Raw genomic sequence first — 21,617 nt, 5'->3', positions numbered from 1 at the left:
GTATAAGCTTGTTTGAAAGGAACTTATCTTTTATTTGAAGTCCGGTAATATTTACGGTAGATAGATTTAAACTCATCACTGTTCCGAAAAGTCTGAAGCCAGCTGTTGAGGCTGTCCAATAGAACAGGTGATTGTTTGCTGACTCCCCAGGAATAGAACTGGGTAAAACTGATATCGGTATTGATATCTATCTGTGGAAGACTATCCGCTACGGCACGGGCGATGCTTTCATCGCATACGGCATAATCTATATCCCCATGAGCTACAAGTGATATCAGCTGTTCCGAACCGTATTTATCTATTTCCTTAATATATATAGTGTCACCAATTTCGTTTCCCAGATTACGAATACGGAGGATGGAAGGCGATCCTTTCACTACGTGCAGGGTTTTGCCTGCCAGGTCTAACTGACTTTTAACGAATAGAGAGTCAGTGGGAGATATGGCTTTGCGCTGTACGAGAACCTGTTTATTAAGTACAATCGGAGTAGTAAGGAGCAAAGAGTCTTTCAGTTCACTGGTGGCGAGAATACCATAAGCGATAACATCGAACTCGCCTGTTGCAAGTCCTTCCAGCCGTTTGTCAAAACTCATTTCGGGAGTGATGGCAGCTTTCCAGCCATGGTCACGGGCAAACGCTTCTATCAGTTCATAATGAAAGCCCGATAGCGTATCTCCGTCAACATAGAAACTGATGGAGTTATATTCTGTGGCAGCACGGATTATTTTCTCGGCTGCAATTTCTGCATAGTCACGCGGATGCCCTTGCTGCTTCTCCTTTTTAAAAAAGAAGGTAGCAATGAAGGCAGCTATTATACCCATAGCAGCGTATTTCAGAATCTTGGCTTTCGGGATCTTCATGTGGAAAGAGTTTTAATCGTAGAAATTCCACGAAACACCTAGCTTAAGCAGGCTCGGGTTGATGGGGTAGTGTGGTACAAGGAAAGAATTACGCGTACCCATGCCTTGATTTACGTGAGAGTACATAGCGAATAGCCGCGTACGCTTCAGTTGCAGGTTTGCATAAATGTTCACTATAGGATAACCACCTATCTCTACCTGGTCATTTCCCGGTTGCAGGTGGAATTGCTGAACGGCAGGCGTATAGGCCGGCGCATTGTATTTGGTGAAATAGCGCACATCGGCTCCCAATTGCACCGTAAGAACTTTCTTTGCCAACTTGGTCAGAATGTATAAGTTGGAGTATAGTGAAAGTTGTGGCAATGGGAGAATTGTTTCATTGCTTGACTTTTGCCAGGTTACTTCGTTATCCAAATGGAAAATACCTGCACGGAAGTTCTGTTTCAGTGTTGCTGAAAGTATTTGTATATTACCGCTATACTGCTCGGGTACAGCTTTCTGGTTGAAATAGGTATAGTTCTTGATGTTTTCTACACCGGCACGAAGATTAGTACCCCAGCGGTCAATGTTTAATTCGCCTTCTACACGGGTACGGAATTCTTTCTCCATATTGTCATTGTCCCAGAAGAAATGGTTGGAGTGATAATGCCGCATATAGAAAGATGGTAGTGTATTCGTCACAAAACCTCGTGCGATAAGGTTTACCGTATCTTTTCCCAATCGGAAATTCAAATCCATATTACCATGTACACGGAATTGCCCCAGCGCTTTGTCCATAATACCTATTTCACCATCTATGGAATAGTGAAGGACTTTACCTTGTCGTTTGGCAAGTTCACCGCCCACAAATATTTCTTGTTCCGTAAAGCGGTCTACCGTCATGGAATCTGCATTCATCAGGTCATAACGGCTGAACTTATGAGAGATATAAGCGGTTAATCCTGCTTTGGCATATTTGTTGAAACCTTCCAACAGGGCTATGCCAAAGATGTTCTTTATGCTGAATGCTGTGGTGGAGTCCCGGCTGACACTTCCGTTTTTATTGAAGTAAGTGTTTTCATACATACCCTCCGGTTCGTTGTATGATTGGAAACGATGGCGTGAGCGCTCCACTTTAAAAGTATGAATGAAACTTGTGACAGGGACGAATTCTTCAACGTAGTTGGTATCTTCTGCCAAGGCGGTGGCGTTGTTAAGGCTATCCAGACTCAGGCTTTTTCTCATTGCAAGCCTTTCTGCTGAAAGGCTGTCGGTGCCTAAACTGTCAGCACCTAAACTATCAATACCTAAGCTGTCTGTAATGGCAGTGTCGGGAATCATGGCAGTAGATGCTGCCGTGGGAGCGAAGTTTTGTTTAACGTTATTGTTTTGGGCTACTTCTTTCAATACTCTCCGCTTGAATCCTAACCGATAGCGTTGCGTAAGGTAAATATAGAAGTCTTTGTTACGGTTTGAAGTCTGTTCCAGCTTCACAGGAATAGTGGTGGATTCATATTCTTTCTTACCGTCAGCCATTGTATCGGGGCGGGTAATGTAACCGTCATTTGCTATACCACCGTTTTCATTCATCTTCATGAAGAAGTTGTTGTAGACAGCTTGCAGTTGGTAGCGTTCACCAATATAACTTCCGAATATACCGGCATTGAAGTGCGAAGTAGACTGATTGGAGTAGTATCCACGTCCGTACAGGTAATCGAAATTGAAGCCAAATGCCAACCGTTTGTTTACATTGACAGAAAAATAAGATTTGAATCGCTCTTCACCGTTTATCTTATTACCCGCTTTATAATAAGTCAGATTTGTATAAGGAACATTACTGTTGGTGAAGAATACCTGATCGGGACGAACAAAGAAACTGGAGAATGGCGTCATAAAAATAGTCGGTTCGGTGCTTTCACGATCAAAGAATATACGTGAAAGACGAGGAGAACCGAGATTACCCAGGAAATTGTATTGTCCCGTCATACCGTCTACCAGGTTTGTATTCTGGAAATTCAAGGAAAGAGTGTCGGCAGGAACGATGGTCCGGTTACCCAGAGTCTCGCTTAATTGCCACATATAGAGTTTAGGCGGAATACTTTGAACGTCAGTGCTGGTATCCAGGCTATCTGGTTGTGTTGACGGGTCAACCTGATTCCCATAGCGGTCACGATTATCCAATGTATTGAGTGGTCGCTGTGCCTGTGCTGCCAGCAATCCCAATACGAATAGAAGTATATGTCAGTAGAATGCGTCTCATAATTAGGCGCAAAGATACAATAAAAAATTATTCGCTTGCGGAATTCAGCCTTTTTTGCCTATTTTTACAAACGTACTTTTTATTTCTTTGATATAAATATGGTAACTTATAAAATAAGCCCTTGCAAAAAGGAACTATTGCAAGGGCTTATTGATTTATCGTAAGAGTCAATGGAATTATACCTCTTTAATCAATTCCATTCCTTTTTTAATCGCTTCTTCATTCATCGGTATCAAGTGATGATGACGTTCGGGCAATGTCTTCTTCAAGCCTCTGAGTACGCTATCCAGCGTAACCATCGGTTTCAGTTTCAGCAATCCACCCAGCACAATCATGTTGAATGCTTTGGCATTATTCATTTCATTGGCTGCATCCATTGCGTCGATACGATACACTTTGATATCCTTACGCGTCGGCGGGTTGATGATACCATATCCGTCGTAAATCAGGATACCGCCCGTCTTTACCTTACTTTCGAATTTCTCCAGTGAGGGCTGGTTCAGAATAATGGCAGCGTCATACTTGCTCAGGATAGGAGAGGAGATTTTCTCATCGCTTACAATCACCGTAACGTTGGCTGTACCACCACGTTGTTCCGGTCCGTAAGCGGGCATCCAACTCACTTCCTTATCTTCCATCAGTCCCGAGTATGCCAAAATCTTTCCCATAGACAATACGCCTTGTCCGCCGAAGCCTGCTATAATGATTTCTTCTTTCATTGTTCTTAGTCTTTTAGCATGTGATTATTTATCTTTCAAGTCACCCAGCGGATAGAACGGGAACATGTGCTCTTCCATCCATTTGTTAGATTGCGCAGGTGTCTGTTTCCAACCGGAGTTACAAGTAGAAACGATTTCTACCAGGTTGGAGCCTTTGCCTGCCATGGAGTTCTCGAATGCTTTGCGGATGGCTTTTTTTGCTTTGCGGATAGCACCGACTGTTTGTACACTCTGGCGGGTAACGTAAGCGGTTCCTTCCAGTTGTGCGGCGATATCTGCCATCTTCAGCGGATAACCGTGCAAATGAACATCACGTCCGTAAGGACTGGTAGAAGTCTTCATGCCGACCAGGGTAGTAGGAGCCATCTGCCCACCCGTCATACCATAAATGGCGTTGTTGATGAAGATGATAGTAATGTTTTCACCGCGGTTCAGTGCATGAATTGTTTCTGCCGTACCGATACATGCCAGGTCACCGTCTCCCTGGTAAGTGAATACCAGTCTGTCCGGCCACAGGCGCTTGATCGCAGTGGCAAGAGCGGGTGCACGTCCGTGTGCAGCTTCCTGCCAGTCAATATCCAGATAGTTATAGATGAACACGGCACATCCCACGGGGGAGATACCTACTGCTTTGTCTTCCATGCCCATTTCTTCGATTACTTCGGCTATCAGCTTGTGTACCACACCGTGGCTGCATCCCGGACAGTAGTGCATGGGATTATCGTTCATCAGAGTCGGTTTCTTATAAACCAGATTCTCAGGCTTGATAATATCTTCTTTTGTCATAATCACTTCTCCTTATCTGTTGGTGAACCGTATAAAAAACTCCATCAGCTTAACGAATATTGCTGCGCCACAAACGTAGATGAACAGTTTGAAGTCATCCTTTGCAACGAAATATACGATGATAGCTGCCAAGGCAAGTATCATAAAGAGTATATTCAATACGCTTCTTATCTTATCAGGGTTCATTTCTCGATTAATTTTTCTTTCAGTGCACTTACAATCTCTTCCGGATCGGGTACGATACCGCCGAGACGCCCGAAGTGTTCTACTTTTACTTTACCATTCACAGCGAGGCGTACATCTTCAACCATCTGTCCCGCATTCAATTCGGTAACCAGCATGCCTTTCACTTTTTCAGCATAGGCTGCAATGGCTTTTGTGGGGAAGGGCCAAAGGGTAATGGGGCGCAGTATACCGACTTTGATACCTTCTTCGCGTGCAAGTTCCATTGCTTTTTGCCCGATACGGGCCATAGAACCGAAGGCGATAATCAGGTAATCGGCATCTTCACAATTGATTTCTTCGAAGCGTACTTCGTTTTCTTCAATCAGTTTGTATTTAGCCTGGAAGCGGATGTTATTCTTTTCCATCTCTTCCGGTTTCAGTTCCAGAGAAGTAATGATATTGGGCTTGCGTCCGTTTACTCTACCGGTAGTAGCCCACGGGCATTGCTCGATAACTTCTGCATCTGTACGGCGGGGCTTTTGCGGAGGCAATACAACCTTTTCCATCATCTGACCGATAACACCGTCGGCAAGAATGATAGCCGGGTTGCGATATTTGAAGGCAAGATCAAAGGCCAATCCAACGAAATCAGCCATTTCCTGTACGGAAGCGGGAGCCAAAGTAATCAGACGGTAGTCACCGTGACCTCCACCCTTAACAGTCTGGAAGTAGTCTGCCTGACTGGGTTGGATGGTTCCCAATCCGGGACCGCCACGCATTACGTTTACAATCAAACAGGGTAATTCGGCACCTGCCAGGTAGGAGATACCTTCTTGTTTCAGGCTGACACCGGGGCTGGACGATGAGGTTAATACCATCTTTCCACTTCCGGCACCGCCGTACACCATATTAATAGCTGCCACTTCACTTTCTGCCTGCAGTACTACCATACCGGTAGTTTCCCAGGGTTTCAGTTCGGCAAGAGTTTCCAATACTTCCGATTGCGGAGTAATAGGATAACCGAAGTATCCATCAGCACCGCAACGGATAGCGGCGTGGGCGATGGCTTCGTTTCCTTTCATTAATACAACTTCTTCTGCCATATTCTACTGATTTACAGATTTATTCAACTTTTACTTTAAAAACAGAGATACATCCGTCCGGGCAAACCTGGGCGCACGACGCACAGCCGTTGCAGGTATCTTCCAATATTTGGTGGGCATAGTTATACCCTTTTACGTTCACCTCTTTGGTGAGGGCTATTACATGCAGAGGACAGGCTACCACGCATAGATTGCAGCCTTTGCACCGTTCGGTGTCCACTACGATTGCTCCTTTAATCTTTGCCATAATTTACGTTACTTTTATATGTTATTGATTGTACATATCCTTATTGAAGAAATTCAGGATATCCATTGCCATACGATAGGCTTCGCGGGCAGGGCTGTCGGGATTAAGGTCGATAGCACACTGGTAGTTGTTCAAAGCCAGTTGCCAGTTACCTTGTTTGCGGTAGGCATTTCCCAGGAGATAGAAAGCTTCGTCCCGGTCGGTAGAGTCGGTGATCAGATATTCATCGAGCTGCCGGATAGCTTCTGCTACATCTCCTTGATTGATAAGCTCTTTGATAGTTTTCAGTTGCTCCATATCGTATTGAGTTCCGGATTATTGGAATACAAAGATAGTTTTTATTTAGAGACAACGAACAAGTATTCTGTGAAAAATAAGAAAAATGGGGAAATAAAAAGCCCGAAGTTGAATGAAATTCTGTCAGAATGTCACGACTTCGGGCGTATATGATATAAAATGTGGTTCCGCTACTTTACAAGTTTTCCATTTATATAGAGATTTTTGAACGTAACGTCTTTAGCTCCTTTTATGTCATTTCCATCTTTGGCAACATTATTAAAGTGGGAATCTTCAACGCTGATATTGTACACATGATCATCGTCGTCGAGACCGATAATAAGGACACCAAGTTTGCTCTTTTCGCAGGTTACATTTTTTAGGTGAACGTTGCGGACAGTAGGAGTAAAACCGCGGTTACAGTTCTCACGGTTTTCGTATTGCAGGTTGATGCGCAGCACGGCTTCGCGACACTGGCCTACGGTGACGTTACGCACGAACACATTTTCAATCAGTCCGCCGCGGCAGGTGCTGGTCTTGATGCGGATAACACGGTCGAGGTCTGGGCTATCCATCTTACAGTTTTCTACATACAGGTTGCGATATCCGCCGGAGATTTCGCTACCGATGACTACACCGCCATGTCCTTTTTTCATATAACAGCCGCGTACAATGATGTTCTCGCTGGGAACACCCCATTTACGTCCGTCCTGGTTACGTCCGGACTTGATAGCAATACAGTCATCTCCGGTATCGAAGGTACAGTTCTCTATCAATACATTTTTGCAGGATTCAGGGTCGCAGCCATCGCCATTGGGACCGCGATTATAAACGTATACGCCGCGTACGGTAAGGCTTTCGCAGAATAGCGGATGAATAACCCAGAAAGGAGAATTCAATAAAGTTACATCTTCTATCAGCACTGTATTACATGAGTACAGGTTGATAAGTTGCGGACGTAATCCGTCTTCAGGTGTCATTACACGTTTATAAATAGGAGTGGAGGTTTCACCGTACATCAGCAGGCGTTCCCGTCCGCCGTTGCGTTGTGCCACCATACCTTCTTTCCAGCCATAACGGGGAGCGCCACACATAGGCCACCAGGTTTCGTTAGAGCCTTGTCCGTCGATAGTCCCTTTACCGGTGATGGCGATATTTGTTTCACCGTATGCATAAATCAGCGGGCGGGCATTATAGCAGTCTATTCCTTCCCAACGGGTGATAACTCCGGGAAAGTAGAGGCTCTGGTCAGTTGAAAATTTCAATACGGCTCCTTCTTCTACATGAAAGTTGACGTTGCTTTTCAGTGTGATGGGACCTGTGTAGAATGTACCTTTGGGAACTACAACCGTACCACCACCATTCAGGCAACATGTAACGATAGCTTGGTTGATTGCCTCATGGCAGGGAGTATCCGGGGTGTCGGGCTTGGCACCAAAGTCCGTAATGAGATACGTCTGTTTTGGGAAAGATGTTTTCTTGATTTGCTTTTCAATCTTTGCACTCTCCTTGAAAGCCTTATCGAAATCTATCGAGTTGGCTGTTGCCAATGTGGCCGAGAGAAGCAGGGAAATAATTCCGAGTACTTTTTTCATGCGTTTCCAGTTTTACTTTTAATGGTTATTAGATATGTGGGCAAAAGTACGGAAAGTGACTCTATTATAGGGAAGAGTTTTTGGCATAAAAGGTGTAAAAATTGATGTGTTTATATTTCTTAGCTCTGAAGAAGGTGTATAAACTAAACTAAAAAACACTTGCGGGTGTGTAAGCCTTCACTACTGCAAGTGTTGCCTTACACATCCGCAAGCGTTACCTTACACTACTGCAAGTACCAGTTCCTGCACCTGCAAGTGTAATTTCAAGTTGGGATGATTATCTCACCGGTATTTTATCAATACGCTTCTGATGGCGTCCACCCTCAAACTGTGTGCTGAAGAATTCTCTCATAATCATATCAGCTTCTTCGGTGCTGATGAAGCGTCCCGGCATGACGAGTACGTTGGCATCATTATGCTGACGTGCCAGATGGGCAATTTCCGCTGTCCAGCAAAGCGCAGCACGAATACCCTGATGTTTGTTCAGTGTCATGCTGATACCTTCACCACTTCCGCAGATAGCAATACCCGGGTAACACTCTCCGGCTTCAACGGCCAATGCCAGGGGATGAGCAAAGTCCGCATAGTCGCAGCTTTCCGTTGTATAGGTTCCGAAGTCTTTGTATTCCCATCCTTTAGTTTCCAACCACCCCTTGACGTATTGTTTCAATTCAAATCCGGCGTGGTCGGAACAAATTCCAATTGTTTTCATTTTCTGTTGTAGTGTAATTGATTTAGAGGCTCTATAATGGGATATCAGGTGAAAAATATTTCGCCCCTACAAGCCTGTTACAACCTGTAGGGGCGAATAATCATTCGCCCGGTATGCACCAGGGCTTTTTATAACATTGCTTTTACTTGCTTATAAACGTTATCAGCAGTGAAACCTAACTTCTGATCCAGTACTTTGTAAGGAGCTGAGAAACCGAAAGATTCCAATCCCCAAACTTTACCGTGAGCACCTACCAAACCTTGCAGGTTTACAGGCAGACCGGCTGTCAGACCGAAGACTTTGGCGTCAGCAGGGATAACACCTTCCTGATATCCCGGAGCCTGGCTACGGAACAAACCTTCGGAAGGAGCAGATACGATACGTACTTTCACACCGTCTTTGCGCAATAATTCGGTTCCTGCCACCAGTGTAGATACTTCTGAGCCCGAAGCTACCAATATTACATCCGGGTTCTCATCAGAACCTGCTACAATGTAAGCACCCTTGGCTGCCTGAGAGTAGTCGTTTCCAGCGGGCAACATAGCGATATCTTGGCGAGAGAAGATCAAACCGGTCGGAGTAGTAGTATTCTCCATAGCCAGTTTCCAGGCAATTGTTGTTTCTTCTGCATCTGCCGGACGGAGAACCAACATAGAGTTGTGTCCTTTGTGGTTTTTCAGTTTTTCCATCAGACGGATCTGAGCTTCCTGTTCTACCGGTTCATGAGTAGGACCGTCTTCACCTACACGGAATGCATCGTGTGTCCAAATGAACTTCACGGGAACTTCCATCAGTGCAGCCATACGTACGGCAGGTTTCATATAGTCAGAGAATACGAAGAATGTTCCGCAAGCAGGGATTACACCACCATGCAGTGCCATACCGATACAGCAGCAAGCCATAGTCAGTTCGGCAACACCAGCCTGGAAGAATGCACCGCTGAAATCACCTTTCTTGAAAGCATGCGTCTTTTTCAGGAAGCCGTCTGTCTTATCAGAGTTTGAAAGGTCGGCGGAAGCAACGATCATGTTTTCTACCTGAGTAGCAAGAGCGCCCAATACGGTAGCTGATGCAGCACGTGTGGCAGCACCTGCTTTTTGCTCGATAGCTGCCCAGTTTACTTCAGGAGCTTTACCAGAGAAGAATAGGTCGAGTTTGGCAGCCTTTTCAGGATTAGCCTTTGCCCATTCTGATTTAGCTGCATATTTCTTAGCCATAATTTCCTTCAGTTCAGCAGCACGCTTTGCGTACAGTTCCTTCACTTCGGGGAAGATTACGAATGGATTCGTCGGATCACCACCCAGGTTCTTGATGGTATTTACATAAGCATCACCACCCAGAGGAGCACCGTGAGTCGCACAGTTAGCTTCGTAGCTGCTACCATCTGCCTTGCGTGCACCCTTACCCATTACGGTATGACCGATAATCAGGGTCGGACGTTCGTTTTCTGCTTTCGCTTCGTTCAAAGCGCCACGGATAGCGTCGGGATCATTACCGTTGATCTTGATCACCTTCCAGCCCCAAGCTTCGTATTTCTTGGCAGTATCTTCGATGGTTACGTCTTTGGTCTCAGTAGAAAGCTGGATGTCATTGGCATCATAGAACATGATGAGGTTATCCAGTCCCAGTGCACCTGCGATACGGCCTGCACCCTGAGAAATTTCTTCCTGTACACCACCGTCCGAAATATAAGCGTAGATGGTTTGCTGCATCACTTCTTCGAAACGGGCTTTCATGAATTTAGCTGCGATAGCTGCACCCACTGCAAAAGTATGACCTTGACCGAGCGGGCCGGAAGTGTTTTCAATACCACGCATGATGTCGCGTTCAGGGTGTCCCGGAGTGGGGCTGTCCCATTGGCGGAATTCTTTCAATTCATCCAGTGTGAATTTGCCTGCCAATGCCAACTGAGAGTAGAGCATCGGTGACATGTGACCCGGGTCCAGGAAGAAGCGGTCACGACCTTCCCATGCAGGATTTTCGGGATCATACACCAGAAACTCAGAGAAGAGTACGTTCACAAAATCGGCACCGCCCATGGCACCGCCCGGATGACCGGAATTAGCTTTCTCAACCATAGAAGCAGCGAGGATACGGATATTATCCGCTGCACGGTTCATAAGTTTGTTGTCGTTCATATTGATATTTATTTGATTTGAATACTATAATAAAGCAGGTTGAAGTGTCACTTGTTAATTTTAACAGCGACAAAGATAACTCTTTATGCGTAATTCGCAACATAGAAAGAGCCTCTTTTTTTGCTGTACTTCCGCTAGCTTCTTGTTTAAAATACAATAAGCCTTTTCGACTGATTTATTGTAACTCTATAGTAACAATAGACTTGGCTGGTAGTTTTATCTTCAATACGCCTTTATTGATTTTTACCTCTTTGAACGGAGCTAATTTTATATTATTAGGGTTCTCAAAAGAGTTGTAATCCGTCAGGTTGGCAGAAGTTAAGATTTCACCAACGGCTTTCTTAGCCTTCACATCCGGCAGGTTGATAGTAACTTCCTGTGCATTGTCGGCATCGATATTAGACATTGAGATGTGAATTTTGCCGTCTTTGTCTTTAGAAGCTGTGGCACTTACCATAGGTACTTTACGGTTGTCGCGCACATCCATGATTTCGCAGTTCAGATCGAGTGGGAGGAAAGTGGCATCCTGGTGTACATTGTACATCTTGAATACATAATAAGTGGGAGTCAGCACCATGTCTTTACCTTTTGTCAGGATCATGGATTGCAATACATTCACTATCTGGGCAATATTCGCCATTTTCAGACGGTCGGTGTATTTATGGAAGATGTCGAAGCTCAGAGATGCAACGAAAGCGTCACGCAAGGTATTCTGCTGGTAAAGGTGTCCGGGAATGGTGCCGGGTTCTTCGTCCCACCAGGTACCCCACTCATCGAGCATAAGGGCTACGTTCTTTTTAGGATCATATTCGTCCATGATGGCGCAGTGCTTTTTGATAACGTCTTCTATCTCACGGCATTTACCCATTGTCCAGTAATAATCGTCTTTGTCGAACTTTGTGGCTGCTCCTTTACTTCCGCTCCAGCCGGTTACGGTGTAATAATGGAGAGAGAGTCCGTTCATACGTCCACCTACGCGGTCCATCAGGACTTTAGTCCAGTTATAATCGTAATCGCTTGCACCACTGGCAATCTTAAACAGATGGTTGCCGTCGTAGTTGCGGCAGTAGGTGGAGTAACGGCGATACAAATCAGCGTAATATTCAGGACGCATGCTTCCGCCGCATCCCCAACTTTCGTTACCTACACCGAGGTATTTCACTTTCCATGCTTTGTCACGACCGTTCTGGCGGCGAAGTCTTGCCATCGGAGAATCTCCTTCGGAAGTCATGTATTCTACCCATTTTGCCAGTTCTTCTACAGTACCACTACCTACGTTTCCGCTGATATAAGGTTCAGTACCCAGCATTTCGCAGAGGTTGAGGAACTCATGTGTACCGAAACTGTTGTCTTCAATTGTACCTCCCCAGTTATTGTTTACCATTTTGGGGCGGTTCTCTTTCGGACCGATACCGTCCATCCAGTGATATTCATCGGCAAAGCAGCCACCCGGCCAACGAAGTACAGGAACCTGAAGTTCTTTCAGTGCATTGAATACGTCGGTACGATAACCTTTGATATTGGGAATATCCGAATTTTCTCCTACCCAAAGTCCACCATAGATGCAAGTACCGAGATGTTCGGCAAACTGGCCGTAGATTTCTTTGGGAATAACTTGTGTGCCTTGGTCGGCATGAAGCGTGATCGTTGCACTCTTTTGTGCGGACAGCGATACGGATGCAGCTAAAAGAACGCTGCTGAATAATAGTTTGTTTCTCATAATGGTTATTAGTTATATGATGTTCGTAATAGTTTTTATTTGAGTAAGCGGACCTCATAAATAGCAGGTGTCCACTCTGTTCCGTCGGGACTGAAGCGTATCGGATAGCTGCCTGCACTTAACTTTTGGGGTAAAGAATAACAGATCGTTATAAAATCCTCTTTATCAGGTTTGCTGATCGTAGGACTAACGGTCAGTTTTTCATTGTTAAGAAGGATGGCTACCTTGGTATAATCCTCTTTCCGTACAGTGATCATGAGCTGGCTGGCTTCCTCTTTTACTTTGAGGTTATAACTGAACCAACCTTTGGCACGCCGGAAGTGACGGTCTTTATTGATTCCAGTTTCTGCCTGTTCGTATAGAATACCATGATCCGATTCAGGCTGTTGTTCACCGGGGAAAATGAGATCTACAGTCTGGTTGGCAAGTTCCATTGCTTTACGCTCGCTCAATGCCACTTCTTTGCGGATACTTTCTACTTCAGCTTCGGTTACCTGATGGAAATAAACAGCATAACGGGAATCGTGAAGACGGAAGAAGGGAATTAATTTCAGCGCTTCTTTCTGTGCCGGATAGACACTACCGGTATAAGTAAATGCAACCAAGTCATCGTTTATCTTCCGGAGTGATTGAGGCAGAGATGCGGCGGAACCTATCAGCATCGGTATTTCTTGCATGGAAATCTGTTTGCCATGGGCAATGTGTCCGCCACGGCTGTCATCTGCATAAAGCCCGTCCATATTCTCTGTCCCTGTGGGGCTGGCAAGTACGATAGGCCCATACATGAATGCATAGAAATTTTCCCGATCCGGTATTTGCTCCAAGGCAACCTGCATGGGCATATTCAGTGTGATTTCATCTCCGGCTTTCCATTTGCGGTGAATGGTCAAGTACTCTCCCGGTTGGGCATTTGTTTCCTGTACTTTTCCATTAACGGAAACGCTGGCGCCTTTAGCCCAGGAGGGGTAACGGAGTTTGAGGCTGAATGCTTTCTTCTTGCTCTTTTCCACGCGGAATTTGATTTGCTCTTCGTCGGGGAAACGGGTTTCCTGTACCAGGGTTATCTTTTTCTCTTTCCAGGTCAGACGGGAGGGGATGAAGAGGTTTACATACAACGTATCCTTTGCATGGGCGTAAATAAACTCTCCGTATTTGGTGTGATTCTCTAATCCGGAACCGACGCAACACCACATGGATGTTTCCGGCTGCGAATAAACGCGGTAGTGTCCCGGACGCATAGGGGTGAAGTAAACAAATCCACCCTTTGTTGGCTGTTGTGAGGCAAGAATATGATTATATAAAGCACGTTCGTAATAATCGGCAAAACGAATGTCGGGAGAAGTTTGGTAAAGCATCTTTGTCAGGCGAAGCATGTTGTAAGTATTGCAGGTTTCCGGACCTTGCACATCATTGAGCATGGATGTGAAGTTGTCTGCCGGATGAAAGTGCTCGCGTACACTGTTGCCGCCGATGCAGACGGAACGATGGTTTACCACGGTGTTCCAGAAGAAGCGGGCGGCGTGATCCCAGTTCTGGTCTTGTGCGAGGTCGGCGATACGTTTGTAGCCGATAACCTTTGGTATCTGTGTGTTGGCATGCATGCCTGTCAGGCGGTCTTCATCCTTCACAAGAGGGTCCAGAATCACTTTATGGGAGAAGCGGCGTGCCAGTTCCAGGTATTTCTTGTCACCTGTGATTTCGGCAACATCAGCGAAAGTTTCGTTCAGTCCTCCGTGTTCGCTGCGGAGCATGTCTTGCATTTGCTGGTCGGTGAGTCCTGCGGTGATGTCTATCATCCAGTCGGTGAGGGCCACTAACATCTGGCGGGCAAGGTCGCTTCCGGCATAGAGGTAAGCGTCGCGCAGTCCGGCATAAGTCTTGTGTATATTGTATAGGGGTACCCATTTGCCATTGAGGTCGAAACCTCCGGCACGGATATTCCCGGCTTTAATTTCTTCCCAAAGTTGCAGGCTTCCGGGAGTGCCTCCGATGAATCCGGTGCCTACGGCTTGCTGTGCACGATGTAGTTCGTTCAGCATATAGTTCAGCCGATTGTATATGGCTGTGTCTCTGGTAGCGGCATACATCATAGAGAGTGCGGAAATGTAATGTCCGCCGATGTGTCCGTCCAGTCCGGTGTTTTCCCAGTTGGTATAACTTGACGCTTTGGGCGTCAGTCCGGCTTCGCGCAGGAAAGGGGCGAGCAGGCGGTCGGGCTCCATGGCCATGATGTAGTGCAGGTCGGTCTGCTGGGCTTGCAGGAAGGGGCTTTCCAACAGCTTGACGTCTTGCAAAGGGAAATAGGAAACTTCTTGTTGGGTTTGAGCTTTCCCGGTCAGGAGAAAACAAAAAAGGAACAGGTAAGTAATAAGGATCGTTTTCATATTATATTATATTTGAGGTATAGAGATTATTTGCTTACTGACGAAGGTGCTTCACCTGAGCGGGTGAGGGTACTTCTTCTGAGCTGGCAACGATGCTTCACCCAAGCGAGCAACAGTGCTTTGCCTGAACGGGCAACAATGCTTTGCCGGATTCAATGAATTGTCCGAGCTTGTAGAACGAATGTATAGGGAGTTGCTCCGGTGCCAACAGCACCCACGTGGCAGCCGAAGCTTCTCCCTATACTATTACATTCGTTTATTCCTTGAAGTAGGAATTACTTTTTGAATTTCACTGCTGCTTCTTCGATGGGCAGTGCTGCCTTGTAGTTTTCGATGTATGCGTTAAAGCCTGCTACATCTTCAGCTGTAGGCGCTATCTCAACACCTGCATCTCCACCAAACACCTGCTCATCCAGGAAGGCGTCGAGAGGTTGCTTTTTTTCGTTGTTCACAAGGAATGACCCCAGCAACGCAATACCCCAGGCACCACCTTCACCGGCAGTTTCCATTACGGAAATAGGTGAGTTTAATGCTGCTGCAAGTACTCTCTGACCCACATTCTTAGTCTTGAACAAGCCTCCGTGTCCTGTGATTCTGTCAACTTTCACCTTTTCTTCTTTGAAAAGAATGTCATTACCAATCTTGAGGACACCGACAGAAGCATACAAGTGCGTCCGCATGAAGTTCGCAAGGCTGAACTTGTCATTGGCCGAACGTACAAACATCGGTCTTCCATCTGCAAATCCTGTTACAGGTTCGCCTGAGATGTAATTGAATGAAATGAGACCTCCACAATCCGCATTGCCTGTCAGGGCATGGTTGTAGAGTTTTCCATATACTTCGTTCATATCTACAGGTATACCCAGCAGTTCCTGGTATTCTTTGAACAGGTTGATCCATGCGTTGAGGTCAGATGTACAGTTGTTGCAATGTACCATGGCTACGGGACTTCCATCGGGAGTAGTAACCATATCGATCATTTCGTAGGGCTTTGACAGATCTTTCTCCAATACAATCATGGAGAATGAAGATGTACCTGCCGATACGTTTCCTGTACGCTGCTTAACGGCATTGGTTGCAACCATACCGGTACCTGCATCTCCTTCGGGCGGGCAAACCGGTATTCCAGCTTTCAAATGGCCGGATACGTCGAGCATCTTAGCGCCTTCCGGTGTCAGGAAACCTGCATTTTCACCAGCCGGCAATGCCTTGGGAAGAATATCCAGCAATTTCCAGTCATATCCCTTCGGAGCGATTAACTCGTCGAACTTGGCCACCATTTCAGCGGAGTAGTTTTTGGTAACCGGGTCTATAGGGAGCATACCAGATGCATCGCCTATGCCTAATACCTTTTTACCGGTCATCTGCCAATGGATAAAACCTGCGAGCGTTGTCAGATAATTGATATCTTTCACGTGTTCTTCGTTGTCCAGAATGGCCTGATACAAATGAGAAATGCTCCAACGCAGAGGAATATTATAAACGAACAGCTCTGATAAAGCAGCTGCAGCCTGACCTGTATTGGTGTTTCTCCAAGTACGGAAGGGCACGAGAATCTCTTCTTTATCATTGAATGCCATATAACCATGCATCATGGCGCTGACGCCAATTGCTGCCAAAGCTTCTATTTCTATGTCATAGAGCTTTCTCACGTTTGAGCGAAGGTCGGCGTAACAATCTTGCAGTCCATACCAGATGGCCTCAACGCTATATGTCCAAAGTCCGTCAACCAACTGGTTCTCCCAGGTGTGACTTCCTTGAGCGATGGGCTTGTTTTCCTGGTCAATCAAAACAGCCTTGATTCGAGTGGAACCGAATTCTATGCCAAGAATGGCCTTGCCTGCTTCGATGGTTGATTTTGCGTCTGGTTTCATAATCAACAAAGCGCTTTGTTCAACATGTAATATACTTCATTCATGCGCAGTTCTTTCTTGAACTCGCTGATAGTTGTATTTTCATCGATAACTACCATTTCGATACCTGCCATTTCTGCATAATCTTCCCAATATTCTACGGTCAGATCATAAGAGAAACTGGTGTGGTGAGTACCGCCTGCCAAAATCCATGCAGCGGCACCTATTTCGAGGTTCGGCATCGGAATCCACAATGCGCTGGCAACAGGAAGTTTGGGCAGCGGTTTGCTCTTGATACATTCTACTTTGTTCACGATGAGGCGGAAACGGTTACCCAGGTCAACGATAGTAGCGGCTACGCCTTCACCTTGTTTGCTGGTGAATACAAGACGTGCAGTTTCGCTATCGATACCAATGGCAAGACGGTGTACTTCCAGTTTCGGTTTTGCTTCTGCAATCAGCGGACAAACTTCCAGCATGTGTGCCTGGAGGATAGCGCTCTTTTCACCGTCGAAATGCAAAGTGTAGTCTTCCAGGAAAGAACAACCTTTCGGCATACCTTGGCTCATGAACCATGTGGTACGGTACAAAGCGGCAGTTTTCCAGTCACCTTCCGCACCGAAACCATAACCTTCTTCCATCAAACGTTGAGAAGCCAATCCCGGAATCTGGTCAAAGTCACCGAGGTCGTTGAAGTTGGTAGTAAATGCTTTGGCACCTGTGTCTTTCAAGATACGACGGAGAGCGATTTCTGCTTTTGCAGAGTTCCATACTTTGGTATAAGCTTCTGTTCCGGTTTTTTCCAGTTCAGGAGCATGGTCGTATTCTTTGAAGTAAGTATCTACCATTGCCTGTACATCTTTGTCTTCCACTGCATTGTAGTACTTCATCAGGTCGTTTACCGGACAGTAGTCTACGTGGTAACCCAAAACTTGTTCAGCGGATACCTTGTCACCATCAGTAACAGCAACGTTGTTCATCTGGTCACCGAAACGGATAATCAGCATATCCTGTGCATCAGCCCATCCGGCGCAAACACGCATCCATGTTGCAATCTGGCCCTGTGCTTTTTCATCTTGCCAATGCCCTACTACTACCTTACGGTTTTTACGCATACGGGTTACAATGTGGCCGAATTCACGGTCACCGTGAGCAGACTGGTTCAAGTTCATGAAGTCCATATCCATGGTATCCCAAGGAATTTCTTTGTTGAACTGAGTATGGAAGTGCAGCAACGGCTTCTTCAGTTCCTGCAAACCGTGAATCCACATCTTGGCAGGAGAGAAAGTGTGCATCCAGGTGATAACACCGATACATTTCTCATCATTGTTAGCAGCTTTGAAAGCTTCAGTTACTTCTTTAGAAGAGTTTACCGTACCTTTATAAACCACCTTTACCGGCAATTTGCCGCTGGCGTTCAATCCGGCTACCATTTCATTACTGTGTGCGTCTACTGCGATAACTGCGTCACCTCCGTACAGGAGCTGTGCTCCGGTTACGAACCATACTTCATATTGATCAAATGCGTTCATAATTCTTTGATTTTTAATTGTTAATTTTAAACTGTCGATTGTTTACTGTCCATAATAAGCGTTAGGTCCATGCTTGCGGTTGAAATGCTTTTCTACCAACAGCGGATTCATGGTCAGTTTCGGATTGACGGCATAAGCAATGCTTGCCATCTTGGCCACTTGTTCCATTACCACTGCATTGTGTACAGCATCGTGCGCATCTTTTCCCCAAGAGAAAGGACCGTGATTCTTTACCAGTACTCCCGGCGTGTGTACAGGGTTCAGCCCTTCAAAGCGCTTCACGATTACATTTCCGGTTTCCATTTCATACGCTCCTTCCACTTCTTCCTTTGTCATATCTGCCGTGCAAGGTATGGCATCGTGGAAGTAATCTGCATGTGTCGTTCCGATATTCGGAATGTCACATCCGGCTTGCGCCCAGGCAGTAGCGTAAGTAGAGTGGGTGTGTACCACACCGCCGATTTCAGGGAAAGCCTTGTAGAGTACCACGTGGGTCGGAGTGTCTGAAGACGGTTTCAATCGTCCTTCCACTACCTTGCCGTCGAGGTCCACCACCACCATGTCTTCCGCCTTCATATCGTCATAACTTACACCACTAGGTTTGATGACTACCAGCCCCGTTTCACGGTCAATAGCCGATACATTTCCCCAGGTGAAGATAACCAATCCATGCTTCACCAGTTCAAGGTTGGCATGGAATACCTTTTCTTTCAGTTCTTCCAGCATAATTTCATTTGTTAATGCGATAAGGTGTTAATGTGATAGGGTGATAAAGGCGATATCGCTCTATCACATTATCACTCTATCACAGTTTAAAAATCGGTGCCTTGCGGTATGCCTTTTCATTGAATTTGTATAAGGCAGCTCCGCGTTTGGAACCTGTTTTATCAATCTTATCTGTTTTTTCAATGTAGTCCATTTCGGCTATCCGTTTACGGAAGTTACGCTTGTCTATCTGTTCGCCGTAAATAGCTTCGTAGAGGCTTTGCAGTTGAGACAGCGTGAATAACTTCGGTAACAGGTTGAAGCCGATAGGCTCTGTTGATGCTTTTTGTTGCATTAATTCCCGTGCTTGTTTCACCATTTGCGGATGGTCGAAGATCAAAGGCGGTAATTCATTGATGTTTACCCAGTAGGCATTATGCTGGTGCACCAGTTCGCGGTCGTACTCGTTGATGTTGATCAATGCATAGTAAGCAACAGAGATAACCCGTTCTCCCGGATCACGTTCCACTTCGCCGAACGACCCTACTTGCTCCATATATACATTTTCCAAGCCGGTGAGTTCCGCCAGTACACGTTTGGCAGCATTATCCACACTTTCACCTTGTTGCACGAATCCACCCATCAGAGACCATTCACCCATTGCCGGCTGAAAGTTTCGTTTCAGCAATAACAGGCTCAGTTCTCCTTCGTTGAAACCGAAGATGATGCAGTCGATACCAACGTAAAAGGTCGGATTTGAACTATAATAGTTATTCATCATATATGTTTAGTTACGAGCTACAGGCTACAAGCTACAAGTGGCTACGCTATCATGCCGGATGGCACTCGTCGCCTGTAGCTTGTAGCTCGTCGCTATTTTACCAGAAATAGATATAGAAAGCGGCAGTGATACCCAGGATAATAACCGTATGGATAATATCCCAATGATTCCAGCTGGCGCGTGTCTCTGCCAATTGTGCCGGGGTAGAGGTACCGAATACCAATCCTTGTATCTTTTCTTCAGACGGTGCTTTCGTTGCCAGACTGACTACTATCACTACAATGATACAGAACAGGAACATCCATCCGCAGAAGAACAACCAGTTCATATCATAGAATAGATATTTGAATGTACCACCTGCCACATCTCCTGCATTACTGTAATATACTTTTGCTCCCAGACGTGTCAGGCCGATTACCATACCGGCGATCAATCCCCACATACCACCTTGTGCAGAAGTACGCTTCCAGCAGATACCCAACAGGAAGGCTGCGGCGATACCTGGTGCCAATACAGACTGTACGTCTTGCAAATAAGTATAAAGTACATCGCCTACGCTACGCATGATAGGTATCCACAAAATACCCAGAATTACAATCACTACAGTTGCCATCTGACCGATAACTACCAGTTTCTTTTCAGAAGTTTTCGGTTTGAAGCGTTTGTAGAAATCAATTGTAAACAGCATGGCAGATGAGTTGAACAAAGATGCCAACGAACTCATCAAAGCTGCTAGGATACCGCAAACCACCAGACCTTTCACACCAGCCGGCAACAACTTGGCTACCAGTGTCGGGAAAGCTGCATCGGCATTGGCGCTGCCATTAGCCAACATCGGCAAGAAACCTTCACCGCCTGCACCGAGGTATTTCTGATGAAGTGCAAAAGCAATCATACCAGGAATCAAGAACAAGAATACAGGTAACAATTTCAGATAAGCTCCGAAGATAGTACCGCGGCGTGCTTCTTTCTGGTTCTTACCTGAAAGAACGCGTTGTACGATGAACTGGTCAGTACACCAGTACCAGAAACCGATGATAGCTGATCCGATTAATGCTCCCAACCAAGGGAAGTTCGGGTCACTATTGCTACGAATTAATTCCGTCATGGTGTTGCCCTGATCATTAACAGTTACCGCACCACAAATTCTCATCATTTCGTCCCATCCACCCAGTTCTCTGAAACCGAGTACAAGGATAATCAGTGAACCTAACAATAAAATCGGTGTCTGCAATACAGAAGTATAAAGTACTGACTTCATACCACCGAAGATCGTATATAATGCAGTGATCAAAACCAGACCGATAGCTGCAATCCAGAAGAAATCGATTCCCCAGAGTTCTTCAATGCCGAATACCTGTTGGAATACCAGACCACCGGCATATACCGTAACCGCTACCTTAGTCAGTACATAACTGATCAAGGAGATTACAGACAATATAGTACGGGATTGCGGGTTATAACGACGTTCCAGAAATTCCGGCATCGTATATACCATACTTCTTGAATAGAACGGTACGAATACCCATCCCAAAATAAGAATCATCCATCCCTGGATTTCCCAGTGTGCCATAGCCATACCACTGGATGCTCCGGCACCAGCCAGTCCGATCAAGTGTTCCGAACCAATGTTTGATGCAAAAATAGATGCACCAATAGCAATCCACGTAGCGTCACGTCCACCCAGGAAATAATCCGCTGAGTCATTTTGTTTCTGTTTGACAACCCAAACAATAATACCAATCAGAGCTAAAGCGAAGACTCCAATTACAATCCAATCTAATGCTTCCACAATTCTAATA

General features: G+C 45.8%; 17 protein-coding genes. All 17 read right to left on the bottom strand.

Annotation, left to right across the window (positions count from 1 at the left end):
* Nucleotides 1-23: 23 nt before the first annotated feature.
* The 17 genes from K6V21_RS23085 to K6V21_RS23005 all read right to left on the bottom strand — a co-directional run bounded on the left by K6V21_RS23085 (nt 24) and on the right by K6V21_RS23005 (nt 21,607).
* Nucleotides 24-860: a transporter substrate-binding domain-containing protein gene (locus tag K6V21_RS23085; RefSeq protein WP_081743648.1), complete on the bottom strand. Its 837-nt coding sequence runs from the start codon at nt 858-860 to the stop codon at nt 24-26.
* Nucleotides 861-872: 12 nt separating this feature from the next.
* On the bottom strand, nt 873-3,062 hold the full coding sequence (locus K6V21_RS23080; RefSeq protein ID WP_317197603.1) for a putative porin: 2,190 nt from the start codon (nt 3,060-3,062) through the stop codon (nt 873-875).
* 213 nt (nt 3,063-3,275) lie between these two features.
* Complete coding sequence (locus K6V21_RS23075) at nt 3,276-3,818, bottom strand: 2-oxoacid:acceptor oxidoreductase family protein (RefSeq protein ID WP_007215003.1); 543 nt, start codon at nt 3,816-3,818, stop codon at nt 3,276-3,278.
* Between the two features lie 24 nt (nt 3,819-3,842).
* The gene (locus K6V21_RS23070) at nt 3,843-4,604 is read right to left on the bottom strand and encodes a thiamine pyrophosphate-dependent enzyme (protein WP_044264126.1); all 762 of its coding nucleotides are present in this window, start codon (nt 4,602-4,604) and stop codon (nt 3,843-3,845) included.
* A gap of 182 nt (nt 4,605-4,786) precedes the next feature.
* Nucleotides 4,787-5,872: a 3-methyl-2-oxobutanoate dehydrogenase subunit VorB gene (locus K6V21_RS23065; protein WP_022392544.1), complete on the bottom strand. Its 1,086-nt coding sequence runs from the start codon at nt 5,870-5,872 to the stop codon at nt 4,787-4,789.
* Between the two features lie 19 nt (nt 5,873-5,891).
* Nucleotides 5,892-6,119, bottom strand: a complete 228-nt coding sequence (locus K6V21_RS23060) for an indolepyruvate ferredoxin oxidoreductase subunit alpha (RefSeq protein ID WP_007217729.1) — start codon at nt 6,117-6,119, stop codon at nt 5,892-5,894.
* 21 nt (nt 6,120-6,140) lie between these two features.
* Nucleotides 6,141-6,416, bottom strand: coding sequence for a tetratricopeptide repeat protein (locus tag K6V21_RS23055; RefSeq protein ID WP_224320010.1), 276 nt, complete (start codon nt 6,414-6,416; stop codon nt 6,141-6,143).
* A gap of 170 nt (nt 6,417-6,586) precedes the next feature.
* Nucleotides 6,587-7,990 (bottom strand): glycoside hydrolase family 28 protein, encoded by a 1,404-nt coding sequence (locus K6V21_RS23050; RefSeq protein ID WP_217714303.1) that lies wholly within the window; start codon nt 7,988-7,990, stop codon nt 6,587-6,589.
* Between the two features lie 277 nt (nt 7,991-8,267).
* Nucleotides 8,268-8,702: a ribose 5-phosphate isomerase B gene (gene rpiB, locus K6V21_RS23045; RefSeq protein WP_007217730.1), complete on the bottom strand. Its 435-nt coding sequence runs from the start codon at nt 8,700-8,702 to the stop codon at nt 8,268-8,270.
* Between the two features lie 128 nt (nt 8,703-8,830).
* Nucleotides 8,831-10,840, bottom strand: coding sequence for a transketolase family protein (locus K6V21_RS23040; RefSeq protein ID WP_217714302.1), 2,010 nt, complete (start codon nt 10,838-10,840; stop codon nt 8,831-8,833).
* Between the two features lie 175 nt (nt 10,841-11,015).
* Nucleotides 11,016-12,560, bottom strand: coding sequence for an alpha-N-arabinofuranosidase (locus K6V21_RS23035; RefSeq protein WP_224320009.1), 1,545 nt, complete (start codon nt 12,558-12,560; stop codon nt 11,016-11,018).
* A 35-nt stretch (nt 12,561-12,595) separates the two neighbouring features.
* On the bottom strand, nt 12,596-14,944 hold the full coding sequence (locus tag K6V21_RS23030) for a glycoside hydrolase family 127 protein (protein ID WP_224320008.1): 2,349 nt from the start codon (nt 14,942-14,944) through the stop codon (nt 12,596-12,598).
* Nucleotides 14,945-15,219: 275 nt separating this feature from the next.
* On the bottom strand, nt 15,220-16,818 hold the full coding sequence (locus K6V21_RS23025) for a xylulokinase (protein WP_217714299.1): 1,599 nt from the start codon (nt 16,816-16,818) through the stop codon (nt 15,220-15,222).
* Between the two features lie 2 nt (nt 16,819-16,820).
* Nucleotides 16,821-18,329 (bottom strand): L-arabinose isomerase, encoded by a 1,509-nt coding sequence (gene araA, locus K6V21_RS23020; RefSeq protein WP_217714298.1) that lies wholly within the window; start codon nt 18,327-18,329, stop codon nt 16,821-16,823.
* Nucleotides 18,330-18,371: 42 nt separating this feature from the next.
* A complete protein-coding gene (locus K6V21_RS23015) occupies nt 18,372-19,055 on the bottom strand; it encodes an L-ribulose-5-phosphate 4-epimerase (RefSeq protein WP_007663863.1) in 684 nt (227 codons plus the stop codon).
* A gap of 79 nt (nt 19,056-19,134) precedes the next feature.
* Nucleotides 19,135-19,812 carry an NUDIX hydrolase gene (locus K6V21_RS23010; RefSeq protein ID WP_217714381.1) on the bottom strand — a complete coding sequence of 226 codons (678 nt, stop codon included), beginning with the start codon at nt 19,810-19,812 and terminating at the stop codon, nt 19,135-19,137.
* 100 nt (nt 19,813-19,912) lie between these two features.
* Nucleotides 19,913-21,607, bottom strand: coding sequence for a sodium:solute symporter (locus tag K6V21_RS23005; RefSeq protein ID WP_022392534.1), 1,695 nt, complete (start codon nt 21,605-21,607; stop codon nt 19,913-19,915).
* Nucleotides 21,608-21,617: the final 10 nt, after the last annotated feature.

It is taken from the genome of Bacteroides cellulosilyticus (genome assembly GCF_020091405.1).
Classification (GTDB): Bacteria; Bacteroidota; Bacteroidia; order Bacteroidales; family Bacteroidaceae; genus Bacteroides.
Note: the sequence above shows the minus strand (reverse complement) of the source record. Positions and strands in the feature narration are given on the sequence as shown.

Bases quoted from the DNA above. Each gene is read 5' to 3' on its own strand.
- K6V21_RS23085 (WP_081743648.1), bottom strand. From the start codon at position 860: ATGAAGATCCCGAAAGCCAAGATTCTGAAATACGCTGCTATGGGTATA.
- K6V21_RS23075 (WP_007215003.1), bottom strand. From the start codon at position 3,818: ATGAAAGAAGAAATCATTATAGCAGGCTTCGGCGGACAAGGCGTATTG.
- K6V21_RS23070 (WP_044264126.1), bottom strand. From the start codon at position 4,604: ATGACAAAAGAAGATATTATCAAGCCTGAGAATCTGGTTTATAAGAAA.
- K6V21_RS23065 (WP_022392544.1), bottom strand. From the start codon at position 5,872: ATGGCAGAAGAAGTTGTATTAATGAAAGGAAACGAAGCCATCGCCCAC.
- K6V21_RS23060 (WP_007217729.1), bottom strand. From the start codon at position 6,119: ATGGCAAAGATTAAAGGAGCAATCGTAGTGGACACCGAACGGTGCAAA.
- K6V21_RS23055 (WP_224320010.1), bottom strand. From the start codon at position 6,416: ATGGAGCAACTGAAAACTATCAAAGAGCTTATCAATCAAGGAGATGTA.
- K6V21_RS23050 (WP_217714303.1), bottom strand. From the start codon at position 7,990: ATGAAAAAAGTACTCGGAATTATTTCCCTGCTTCTCTCGGCCACATTG.
- rpiB (WP_007217730.1), bottom strand. From the start codon at position 8,702: ATGAAAACAATTGGAATTTGTTCCGACCACGCCGGATTTGAATTGAAA.
- K6V21_RS23040 (WP_217714302.1), bottom strand. From the start codon at position 10,840: ATGAACGACAACAAACTTATGAACCGTGCAGCGGATAATATCCGTATC.
- K6V21_RS23035 (WP_224320009.1), bottom strand. From the start codon at position 12,560: ATGAGAAACAAACTATTATTCAGCAGCGTTCTTTTAGCTGCATCCGTA.
- K6V21_RS23030 (WP_224320008.1), bottom strand. From the start codon at position 14,944: ATGAAAACGATCCTTATTACTTACCTGTTCCTTTTTTGTTTTCTCCTG.
- K6V21_RS23025 (WP_217714299.1), bottom strand. From the start codon at position 16,818: ATGAAACCAGACGCAAAATCAACCATCGAAGCAGGCAAGGCCATTCTT.
- araA (WP_217714298.1), bottom strand. From the start codon at position 18,329: ATGAACGCATTTGATCAATATGAAGTATGGTTCGTAACCGGAGCACAG.
- K6V21_RS23015 (WP_007663863.1), bottom strand. From the start codon at position 19,055: ATGCTGGAAGAACTGAAAGAAAAGGTATTCCATGCCAACCTTGAACTG.
- K6V21_RS23010 (WP_217714381.1), bottom strand. From the start codon at position 19,812: ATGAATAACTATTATAGTTCAAATCCGACCTTTTACGTTGGTATCGAC.